This is a genomic window from Hymenobacter sp., from assembly GCF_036388155.1.
Lineage (GTDB): Bacteria > Bacteroidota > Bacteroidia > Cytophagales > Hymenobacteraceae > Hymenobacter.
In genome coordinates this window covers 1-10,814 of record NZ_DASVSI010000076.1, presented here as the reverse complement: position 1 = coordinate 10,814, position 10,814 = coordinate 1, and the positions used below count along the sequence as shown (strand labels likewise).

Here is a 10,814-nt window from a genome sequence, read left to right as displayed (position 1 = left end):
TTGTGCACCGCGGCCGGGCCCTCTCATTGATATTAGTAACGCTTCGAAAGAACACGCGCCTTTAGAGCCGCTTGCGCACCTGCGCAAACTCCAGCGGCACCACGCCGCTCCCCACGGGCGCTTTCAGCACGAACCCATCGGCCGCGTCGTAGCGCGGAAAGTAGAGGTAGCCGCGCACTTGTTCGCCGGGCGCCAAAGTCACTTTGCGCAGGGCGTATTCCTCCAGCATGGCGGCGCGCTGGTGCATCACCTCAGATGCCACCGCTTGCTCAATCTTGACCGCGGTGGAAAGAACGTTGTACGTCACGGCAGCATCGTGAATGGCAGCGCGTCTCTGGTACTGCGCCTCGGTTTCTTTTTTGCCGATGCTGGCCACGTCAGTAGCCAGGCTGGCAGCCCCCAGGGCCAAGCCCAGCCAGTCGATGCGGGCAGCTTTTCGGGCGGCTTTCTCGGCGCGCTCGCGCAACGTGGTGATTTCGGGTTCCGGGTCGAAGGCCGCCACGGCCTGGGGCGGCAGCGGCGGCAAGGGCAGCGACATGCTGGCGGCGGCCACCGCAGCCGTTACTTCAGCACCGGGCAGGGGTTTGGGGCGCTTGGCCTTCCGTCCGGGTGCTGCCGGGGCGGGCATGCGGTTGGCTTCGTATTTAAAGGCCGCGGGGTCGACCACCAAAGAGCGACGGGTGGGGTTGCGGTACTCGGCTTCGAAAACCACGCGCGTGGGCTCGTAGCACACAAAGCTCAGGCGCACTTCCACGCTGTCGGCCACGGCCTGGGCTTGCTCCCGGCCTTCGGCATACAGGCCCGTGGGCGTGGCGGGTTTCAGGCCCAATTGGTAGGTGGGAGCACAAGCGGACGCCAACCCGGCCAAGGCCAGCCAGCGCATCGGGCGAAGGGTAAAAGGCAGCATAAAACCGACAGATTTATACAATTGCTTCTGCCCCGAAGATGCAACAAGTCCCCTCAAGGTTGCATGCTGGCCTATATTTTATTTCGTTGGTGCTTCCAGCTCGTGCGGCAGACGAAACGCTCCGTCCTCAGTAGCCGCCAAGGGCCAGCTGCGGCGCACGGCCGTCAGCGGGACCGGTCCAAAAACGTGCGCAAAATGCTGCTGCCGGCTAGGCACCCATTCGCGCTCCACGCGCACCCGCGCACCGGCCAACGCGTCCTCGTCCCACTCCAGCAACACCAAGTCGGCGCGCCCGGCATAGTACCGGCGGGCCGTTTCCAGAATCTGGTGCTGCTCGGAGGAGTGAATGAAGCCTTCAGCGGCCAAATCAGCACTGGCAAAAAAGCCGGTTTGCTGGGTTTGGTGCCAGTCGTCCGGCTCGGCAATGCGGTAGAGCATGGGTTGGGGACAAGTAAAAAAGACCGTCATGCTGAGCGCAGCCGAAGCATCTCGCGTGGGGTAGTAACTCTTTTCTTACGATTGGATTACTGCCCCGAGCGAGATGCTTCGGCTGCGCTCAGCATGACGGTCTGAATTTGGTGCTTCTAGGTGCTTCTAAGCGCAGCGGCCTACGCTTTCCACAGCTCCTGCTGCACCTGCTTGCCCACGGTGAGCATGATGCGCACGGGGTTCGGAATCAGCGTAATACGGGCTTCCTTACCGGGGTACTTCTCCGAGTCAACCCACACGCCTTCTTTAGGCGAGGGCGTGGAGCCGGGCGTGCTGGGCAGGTAGGCGGTGGGCAGCAGCACGTCGGTGTCCGACTTCAGGTCGGTGTGTACTTTGTCGAGCGCGGTTTCGAGGAAATCGCCGTATTCGTCGTTGAAGTCGTCCTCCAAGTCGTGCAGGGCTTCTTCCACGTCGTCGTAACGGGCGTCGTCGTAGGTGAGGGTGTGCAGCTCGGCTTTCTTCTCAATCAGGGCCACGAGGGCGCGGTTCAGTTCTTCGGTATTCATGGGGCGCTATGGCAGAGGATTCGCCACAAAAATGGGAATGAATTGCCAAACGCGCACCGGTTGCGAGTCGGGCTTTTGGCAGCAGGCGCCATTTTCGGGTCGAAACCACTGGAACCCGTATTTTTACCCCGTTCATCCCACCCTCCTTTTCGTATCCCTCCCATGCAAACCATGACCTCCCCCGAAGTACTGGCCCAGCCCGCCCAGGATTTCCTCCCTCTCAAAGGCACCGACTTCGTTGAGTTTTACGTCGGCAACGCCAAGCAGTCGGCCTACTACTACCAGGCCGCGTTCGGCTACGAGCTGGTGGCCTACGCCGGCCCCGAAACTGGTCTGCGCGACCGTGCCAGCTACGTGTTGCAGCAGGGCAAAATCCGGCTGGTGCTCACCACCTCTCTCCTGCCCGACTCCGACATCACCCGCCACGTGGCCCAGCACGGCGACGGCGTGAAAGTGATGGCCCTGTGGGTGGACGACGCCCGCAAATCCTACGAGGAAACCACCAAGCGCGGCGCCCGCTCGGCTTTCGAGCCCTACACCATTGAAGACGAGTTTGGCTCGGTGACCCTGGCCGGCATCTACACCTACGGCGAGAGCGTGCACACCTTCGTGGAGCGCACCAATTACACCGGCCCCTTCATGCCGGGCTTCGTAGCCAAGAGCAGCGGCGTGCCCCAAGGCGCCCCGGTGGGCCTGCTGCACGTCGACCACTGCGTGGGCAACGTGGGCTGGGGCGAAATGAACCAGTGGGTGAAGTTCTACGAGGACGTGATGGGCTTCAAGCTCCTGCTCACGTTCGACGACGAGGACATCAGCACCGAGTATTCGGCCCTGATGAGCAAAGTGGTTTCCAACGGCAACGGCTACGTGAAATTCCCCATCAACGAGCCCGCCGAAGGCAAGAAAAAATCACAGATTGAGGAGTACCTCGACTACTACCACTCGCCTGGCGTGCAGCACATTGCCATCGCCACCAACGACATCCGCGCCACCGTTACCGAGCTGCGCCGCCGTGGTGTGGAGTTCCTGACCGTGCCCGGCGCCTACTACGACGACCTGCTGGAGCGCATCGGCGCCATCGACGAGGACTTGGAGTCGCTGAAAGCCCTGAACCTGCTCGTGGACCGCGACGAGGAAGGCTACCTGCTCCAGATTTTCACCAAGCCCGTGGAAGACCGGCCCACCGTGTTCTACGAAATCATCCAGCGCAAAGGCGCCAAGAGTTTCGGCAAAGGCAACTTCAAGGCTTTGTTCGAGAGCATTGAGCGCGAGCAGGCGTTGCGCGGCAACTTGTAGGAAAACGCCCCAGGGCTGAAGCCGCGTCTGCTGATAACCATGAACGTCATGCCGAGCGCAGCCGAGGCATCTCGCGTGGGGTAGTACTCCTTTCGTCTTAACGATTGAGTTGCTATTACACGCGAGATGCCTCGGCTGCGCTCGGCATGACGTTCTTGCTTTATATTGCAAGATGGCTAGATTTATTTTCCTATTATTCTTGCTTGCTTCCCTAGCAACAGTTCCTGTGCGCGGCCAAAGCGGCTGCCCCGACCCACGCGCTACCAATTACAACCCGGCCGCCACCAGCAACAACGGCACCTGCCAATACGCGACCACCAGCACCGCTTTGCTGCTAAAAACGGCCCTGGCCAGCGCCGTGCCCGAAACCTCCGGCCTCGTGTATTCCAGCCAAAACCTGTGGACTTTCAACGACAGCGGCAACTCACCCGTGCTGTTCAAAGTGGACTCCACCTCGGGCAACGTCTTGCAGCAGGTAACGATTTCCAATTTCAACAACGTGGACTGGGAAGACATCACGGCCGACGCCCAGCACCTCTACGTGGGCGACTTTGGCAACAACGCTGGCGACCGGCGCGACTTGCGCGTGCTGCGCGTGGCCAAATCCGATATCGGCACCTCCGCGGCCGTGAGCGTAACGGCCCAAGCCATCAACTTCAGCTACCCCGACCAAACCAATTTCAACCCCGGCATCAATAACCACAATTTCGATTGCGAAGCGTTTTTCTACGCCAACGACTCGCTGCACCTGTTCACGAAGAACTGGGCCGATGCCCGCACCAATTACTACGTCATCCCGGCCCAGCCCGGAACCCACACGGCGCGCCTCAAAGCCAGCTTCAACGTAAATGGCCTCATCACGGCGGCCAGTCTCAACCCCGCGGGGCGCGGCGGCGCGCTGCTGGGCTACACCCCCAGCACCGGGGCCACGTTCGTGTGGCTGCTCTCCGACTTTCCCACCACGCACTACTTTCAGGGCAACAAACGGCGCATCGAGCTGCCGAATGCGCTGCTCATCGGTCAGGCCGAGGGCCTCTGCTTTGTGGGACCTTACCGCGTGTTTGTGTCCAACGAACGGCTGAACAGCCCCTTCACCGTTCCCCAGCGGCTGTACTCGCTCAACACCAGCGCCTGGCTGGCTCCGCTTGTGCCCACGGCCTCGGCTGCGCGGGCCGACGACAGTTTTTCCATTTACCCCAACCCCACTAGCCGCACGCTCCGCATCGAGCGGCCGCAGAGCGGCCTAGCCCTCCGGGTGGTGCTGCAAGACTTGCAAGGGCGCGTGGTGGCCACCGAAACGCAAGCGGCTGGCAGCAGCGCCGTGCCGGAAATTCTGGTGGCCCACTTGAGCGCCGGCCTGTACGTGTTGCGCGTGGAGTCGGCGGCCGGCAGCTTTGCCAGAAAAGTGGAAATACAATAAGCGCCGAGTTAATCTGCAAGGCACCTACCAAGGCCGTTAGGTGGGTGCGCGCCGGTTTTTAGTTCAACCTTCTTTCCTTTACGGCCGTTTTCGCCCTACCCAAACACCTTTTCATTCCGCTCCATGGCCCTCGCCCCCGAAATTCAGAACACCATCAACACTTGGCTCACGCCCGACTACGACCCTGAAACCCAAGCTGCTATCCGCGCCCTGCAAACCAGCGGGCAAGACGAGCAGCTCACCGACGCCTTCTACCGCACCCTGGAGTTTGGCACGGGCGGCCTGCGCGGCGTGATGGGCCCAGGCTCGAACCGCATGAACCGCTACACGCTGGGCATGGCCACGCAGGGCCTGAGCAACTACCTGCTGCAAAGCTTCCCCGGCCAGCAAATCAAGGTGGCCATTGCGCACGACAGCCGGAACAACAGCGCCGAGTTTGCCCAAATTGCGGCCGGCATTTTCTCGGCCAACGGCATCATTGTGTACCTCTTCGACGGGCTGCGCCCCACGCCCGAACTCTCGTTTGCCATCCGCGAGCTGGAGTGCCAAAGCGGCTGCGTGATAACGGCTTCGCACAACCCCAAGGAGTACAACGGCTACAAGGTGTACTGGAACGACGGCGCCCAAGTGGTGGCCCCGCACGACAAAAACATCATTGCCGAAGTCAACAAAATCACCAGCGTGAGCGAGGTGCGGTTTGAGGCCGACCCGTCGCGCATCATCAGCATTGGCACCGACCTCGACCAGCTGTATTTCGGCCAGGCCAAAAAGCTGCGCATCGACCGCGAGGCCATCAAGCGCCAGCACGACCTGAACATCGTGTACACGCCCATTCACGGCTCGGGCATCACGCTGGTGCCGGGCCTGCTGCGCGAGTTCGGCTTCACCAACGTGAACGTAGTGGAAGCCCAGGCCACGCCCGACGGCAACTTCCCCACCGTGCAGTCGCCCAACCCGGAGGAGAAAAGCGCCATGCAACTCGCTCTTGACCAGGCGAAGGCCACCAATGCCGACCTCGTGCTGGCCACCGACCCCGACGCCGACCGCGTGGGTGTCGGCGTGAAAAACGACGACGGCGAGTGGGTGCTGCTGAACGGCAACCAGACGGCTGCCATGCTCACCAACTACCTGCTGAGTGCCCGCCACCGCGCCGGCCAGTCCACCCCCAAAGATTACATCGTCTACACCATCGTGACGAGTGAAATCCTGGGCGACATTGCCCGCCAGCACAGCGTGAAGAGCTACCAGACGCTCACCGGCTTCAAGTACATCGCCGGCCTCATCCGCGACCTCGAAGGCCAGGAAATCTACATCGGCGGCGGCGAGGAAAGCTACGGCTTCCTCATCGGCGACTTCGTGCGCGACAAAGACGCCGTGTCGGCCTGCGCGCTGGTGGCCGAAATGGCCGCCGTAGCCAAGGACCAGGGCCGCACCCTCTACCAGGAAATGACGCACATGTACGCCAACTACGGCCTCTACGTGGAAGACCTGATTTCCCTCACCAAAAAGGGCCAGCGCGGCGCCGAGGAAATCCAGGAGATGATGGCCAGCCTGCGCGCCAACCCGCCCGTTACCATTGCCGGCCTGAAAGTGGTGGAAATCCGGGATTACAAAACCGGCAAAATCCACAACCTCTTCAACGGCATCACCACCGACACCGGCCTGGAAAGCTCCAACGTGCTGCAGTTCATCACCGAAGACGGCAGCAAAATATCGGCCCGCCCCAGCGGCACCGAGCCCAAAATCAAGTTCTACTTCAGCGTGAAGCAGCCCCTGAAATCAGCCGTCGATTTTGACTTGGCCAACCGCCTGGGTCATGAGAAAATCAAGGCCATCATTGCGGATATGCAGCTGCAATAGCGTAAGCTTTCTATCTCCCATGAGCCCGTCATGCTGAGCGCAGCCGAAGCATCTCTATTGCGCAAGTAATCTATTTACTACTGCGGGAGAGATGCTTCGGCTGCGCTCAGCATGACGCTTATTTGAAACGAATATGTCTTTTGTATACTCGATTAGAATTAAAGTCAATGGCCTTAGACCTGATTTCAGAGTTGTGACATCGTTCATATGGGATGATTTTTATAATACTGATTCGGAAGGCAACAGCTATAATCCAGCAAGCAGAGAATGGACTTGGTTGTATCAATGCGACAGACAGCGAGCTAACTATTCTTTCGAGATAGAATCTGTCGATGAATCTCCAGGCGTGTTTGAGGTAAATGCAACTACGGAAGCTCTAGGAAGTAGAGTAGCTTATTTTTTAGCCAGAGAAACCAATGGCAGCATCTTAGATGATGAAGGTTTCGAAGCGCCTATTGATTCAATTGCGGGTAAACTGGGAAGCAACTTCAATTTATTGGAAGCATTGAATCGGGCCGACAACAGTATTTGGCGAAAATCAACTTTGGATAACCCTTATCCCAATTTGTAACAGCTAATTTTTACGCACCTTTTCCAAGCCAGCAAGCTTGCCCTACAGCCGCACCCCAATGCCCGGCCCCAGCATGAAAAACCACTGGGAGCTTCCTAATAAATAGCCGCCGCCCAGGTACAGCGGAAAGGTGAATTTGGCCTCGCGCCGCGTGGGGTACACCGAGCCCAGAATGACCACGCCCAGGTCCCGGTTGGCGGTGCTGCTGCCCAGGTTGAAAGCGTTGAGGGCCACGAAGCCCGCCCCGATTTTATACGGCCGCAGCCGATTGATTTTGTTGGGGCTGTAGAAGCTGAATTGGGCCAGCGTGGCCAGCGAGATGCCGCCGAGGTCGCCAAACTTGTCCTCTTTCTGCTTGCGCGTGAGCAGGCCGGCCGGAAAGCTGACGTCGATGTCGAACTTGTACTGGCGCTTGAGCACCAGCTCCACGGTTTGGGTGTAGCCGGGCTCGGCGTACTGGCTGGCCTGGTGTTTCACCGTCACCACAATGCGGCTCCACTCGTCGAGGTCATAGGTTTTGCGGCCGAGAACGGAGTTGAGGCTCAGCGGGTCGGTGCGGCACTGCTTGTCGGCATAGAAGGCGGCGCGAGGAGAATTGTCGCCGGGGCAAATCACCACGTTGTCGATGTTGCGCAGCTCAATCAGGTCGCCTTTGGCGTTGAGGGTGCGCACCTCAAAGCTCAAGAATTGTTTGCCGTACAGTTGCTCGCCCTTATCAATGCCGTTCGGGTTGAACTGAAACACCACGTCGCGGATGGTGCTGCCGTAGAGCACCGGCCCGCCCAGCCGCGTGATGGGCTGCGCGGCGTCGCCGTACACCACCGACACAAAATCGAGCGCGTGCGGCCGTTGAAACTCGCGCACGCTCAGGCTGTGGCCCGTGGGCTGCCCGGCGTTGTAAATCGTGCTTTTGCGTTTGGCAAAGCCCACCGGCATCTGCACCCGGTACACCAGCCGCGCGTCGGTGCGCACCGACGAGTCGGAGGGAATGATGGGCAAGTCCTCGAACGACACCCGCGCCTTTTGCAGCCCCTCGCCTTCCAGGCGCACGTCCACGGTTTCGCCGGGGCTCACGCTCAGCGACGACGTCCATTCGCCGCCTCGGTGCAGCACCTGCACGTTGCGGATGACGGTTTGGGGCGTAATGTCAAGGTTGGTGAGGTACCGGGGGGCGTCGTTGTCCTTGATGTAGAGGTAGCCGGCTGTTTGGCGGTGGGTGTTGTAGGGGCGGAAGTAGCACAGCACCCGGTCGTTGCTCAGGTACTGGCGCGTGTAGATTTCGGCAATGAGCGTGCCGCCCGGCTCCTCCTGCTCCTCCACGCGGTACGTTCGGTGCAGCTCAAAGCTGCGGCCGTTGTCGAGTATCAGCTCCACGCCGCGGCGGCGGCTGGCGTCGTCCATGGTCACGCTGCGCTGGTCGGGCGATAGGAAGCGCAAGCGACTGGCCTTTACGTTAAACTCCTGCCTCAGCACCGGCAGCTGGTAACTGATGCGGTTACCGGGCAGCAGCGTGGGCCGCTCGGTTTGCAGCTTCAGCACCAGCGTGCGCGGGCCTAGCTGGTTGGGCAGCACGTGCAGGCGCAGCATGCCGTTGGCCTCGGCCACCAGGCGGTAGTCGAACTCCGGCCCGCGCACCCACTCGCCGGTGGCGTGCACGTTGCGCGCATTGGAGCTGGTGAGCTCAAATACCTTCTCCTCGCCCACGTACAGCTCGTTGTCGGCCACTCGCAAGGCCAGCGACGTGCGCGCCAGCGGCAGCAACGGCACCACTTGCTGCCGCACCGGCCGCCCCGCCGAATCGGAAGCCTGCTCCACTACCAGGCGCAAAAACCGGCTACTGGTCAGGTTCTGAAACTTGAGCCGGGTTCGAAAGCCGCCGTCGGGCTCCTTCGTCAACGAGTCGAGCTGCTGATAATCGGACGTGCGGCGCAGGCGCAAGGGCTTCGAACTGCTTGCGTTGGCCGGGTACAGGCGCAGCTCCGCGGTTTCATCATCGCGCCGAAACCAGAAGTACAGCGTCGGCACCCCTTGCACCGCCACCGTGTTGCGGCTTAGCAAGTAGGTAGCCGTGTCGGTGCGCAAGCTGGCATCGTGCAGCACCACGGGCCCGTTGGGCGCCGTCTGGGCCACCGACTCACACGGCATCAATCCCAGTAAAATACCAAAAACGGCTAGAATTACACGAGAAGACAACGAGGCGAACATGTAGTCAGGCGGGCGGAATTTCGTCCCACAACTGCAAAGGTCGCGCTTGCCACAGCCGGCAACAAAGCGTGGGCGCTAATTTCTTGTTCGGGCCTGTCCAAAAACGGCCGCGGCCAAAGCCCGCGTTGCGCCCCCAACCCCGATGGAAGCCGTGGGCGCAACGCGGTCCTTAGAACACAAAATTGAACGACGCCTGCCCCAGCACCCCGCGCAAGTCGCGGCTGCGGCCATTGAGCGGCACAAAGTAGCTGGCTTTGGTATCGAGCAGGACGTGGCGCGTTTTCAGGATTTCGAGGCCCAGACCCAAGTTGAGGTTGGGGATGAACTCGTTGCCTTTGTCGCTGTTGCGATTCACGATGAAGCCGCCGAGCTGATAGGAAGTGTACAGATTGAAGTAGCGCCGCCGGCCCCGCCCAAAATTGCGCGGGTAAAAGTCCTGCCCAAAGTTGATGACAAACAGCTCGTTGATAAACTCTTCCTCGGTGGGGTTGCTCGTCACGGGCTTGTACACGCCCAGGTTGAAGTAGCTTTTGCCCCGCGTCACCAGGTACTTCAGCGAGTAGCCTTGGTAGGCCGAGCTGGTGAGGCCCACTTTGGGGTTGTCGAGGCGCAGGTAGCCGTATTCTACGCCGGGCATGTTCACAAAGCTCACGCGGCGGTTGCCGGTCGGGAAGCTCACTTCGTCGTACAGGCGCAGGGTCACGTAGGCCTGGCCCGCGTGGCTGCTGATGCCGGCCAGCTGCTGGCTCAGGTCGGCCAGTCGGTCGGTGGCACGGTCGGCGTCATTGCGCAGGGCGTTGCGCTCTTCCACGGTGCGGCCGGGCTGGGCCAGCTGCTGCTGCACATCGGCCAATTTGGTGGTGGCGCGCTGCTGGTCGGCCCGCAGCTCCCCTACCCGGCCGCCCAGGTCCTGAGAGTTCAGGTTGTTTTCGAGCACGAAACCCAGTGCCGCCGTCAGCGAGTCGAGGGGCGCCAGGTCGCGGCTGGCCAAGGCAAACTCGGCAATGAGCTGCTCGGGGGTTTCTTCCTGCTTCTGCACGCGCACGGCCCGGCGCTGGATGAAGCCCGAGAGTGCAGCGCGCGCTTCGGCAAACTTCGTAACGCCCACCGTAAGGTGCTTGTGCGTGTCGTAGGTGGCGGCACTGGTTGCCGCCTCGCTGGTTCGATTTACGGGTTTAAGTTGGCCCAGTGCCAATCCCGGAATCAAGAGGGCGCCCATCAGCAACCCAAGACCATTGCGGCTGGTCCAGCCGGCGAGTACGGTAGTCATCATTTTTTTTCCGCTGTGAGATACGCCCGTCAATAGCGACAGGCAGCGGAAAGGTAGCGGGACGCCAAAGCGGCTTACAACGCAGAATTTGTCAGTTCAGGACTTTTGAACGCAACCCAGACAACGAATTAAGATGTTGTAAATAAATTTCTTACCATCCGAAAAGAGCACCATAATGAGACTTTATATTCTGTGCCGGCGGCGTTGTGATGGAGTCGAATTCGTCGTTTAGCACAGTTTTGGGGCGATGTAGCGCGGAGTTTGTAGTCCGCGTCCCCGGACGACTTTAA

Annotated in this window: 9 protein-coding genes; 4 read left to right on the top strand and 5 right to left on the bottom strand. The window is 60.5% G+C overall.

Translation table 11 applies throughout. The annotated features are described in order from the left end of the window. Positions 1 to 61 precede the first annotated feature (61 nt). From VF629_RS10970 to VF629_RS10960, 3 genes are all read right to left on the bottom strand, one after another. Positions 62 to 883, bottom strand: coding sequence for a hypothetical protein (locus tag VF629_RS10970; protein ID WP_331058520.1), 822 nt, complete (start codon positions 881 to 883; stop codon positions 62 to 64). A 102-nt stretch (positions 884 to 985) separates the two neighbouring features. After that, positions 986 to 1,345, bottom strand: coding sequence for a DUF952 domain-containing protein (locus VF629_RS10965; RefSeq protein ID WP_331058519.1), 360 nt, complete (start codon positions 1,343 to 1,345; stop codon positions 986 to 988). A 170-nt stretch (positions 1,346 to 1,515) separates the two neighbouring features. Continuing rightward, positions 1,516 to 1,902, bottom strand: a complete 387-nt coding sequence (locus VF629_RS10960; protein ID WP_331058518.1) for a hypothetical protein — start codon at positions 1,900 to 1,902, stop codon at positions 1,516 to 1,518. Positions 1,903 to 2,064: 162 nt separating this feature from the next. Here VF629_RS10960 and hppD point away from each other — a divergent pair, with 162 nt between their 5' ends. The 4 genes from hppD (at position 2,065) to VF629_RS10940 (ending at position 7,049) form a co-directional block, all read left to right on the top strand. Further along, positions 2,065 to 3,198: a 4-hydroxyphenylpyruvate dioxygenase gene (gene hppD / locus VF629_RS10955; RefSeq protein WP_331058517.1), complete on the top strand. Its 1,134-nt coding sequence runs from the start codon at positions 2,065 to 2,067 to the stop codon at positions 3,196 to 3,198. A 199-nt stretch (positions 3,199 to 3,397) separates the two neighbouring features. Further along, on the top strand, positions 3,398 to 4,618 hold the full coding sequence (locus VF629_RS10950; protein WP_331058516.1) for a T9SS type A sorting domain-containing protein: 1,221 nt from the start codon (positions 3,398 to 3,400) through the stop codon (positions 4,616 to 4,618). A 123-nt stretch (positions 4,619 to 4,741) separates the two neighbouring features. After that, positions 4,742 to 6,478, top strand: a complete 1,737-nt coding sequence (locus VF629_RS10945) for a phospho-sugar mutase (protein ID WP_331058515.1) — start codon at positions 4,742 to 4,744, stop codon at positions 6,476 to 6,478. A gap of 133 nt (positions 6,479 to 6,611) precedes the next feature. Then, entirely contained in the window at positions 6,612 to 7,049 is a 438-nt protein-coding gene (locus VF629_RS10940; protein WP_331058514.1) for a hypothetical protein, read from the top strand. 42 nt (positions 7,050 to 7,091) lie between these two features. Here VF629_RS10940 and VF629_RS10935 read toward each other — a convergent pair whose 3' ends face one another. Next, positions 7,092 to 9,197, bottom strand: a complete 2,106-nt coding sequence (locus VF629_RS10935) for a hypothetical protein (protein ID WP_331058513.1) — start codon at positions 9,195 to 9,197, stop codon at positions 7,092 to 7,094. 226 nt (positions 9,198 to 9,423) lie between these two features. After that, the gene (locus VF629_RS10930; protein WP_331058512.1) at positions 9,424 to 10,527 is read right to left on the bottom strand and encodes a hypothetical protein; all 1,104 of its coding nucleotides are present in this window, start codon (positions 10,525 to 10,527) and stop codon (positions 9,424 to 9,426) included. Positions 10,528 to 10,814 lie beyond the last annotated feature (287 nt).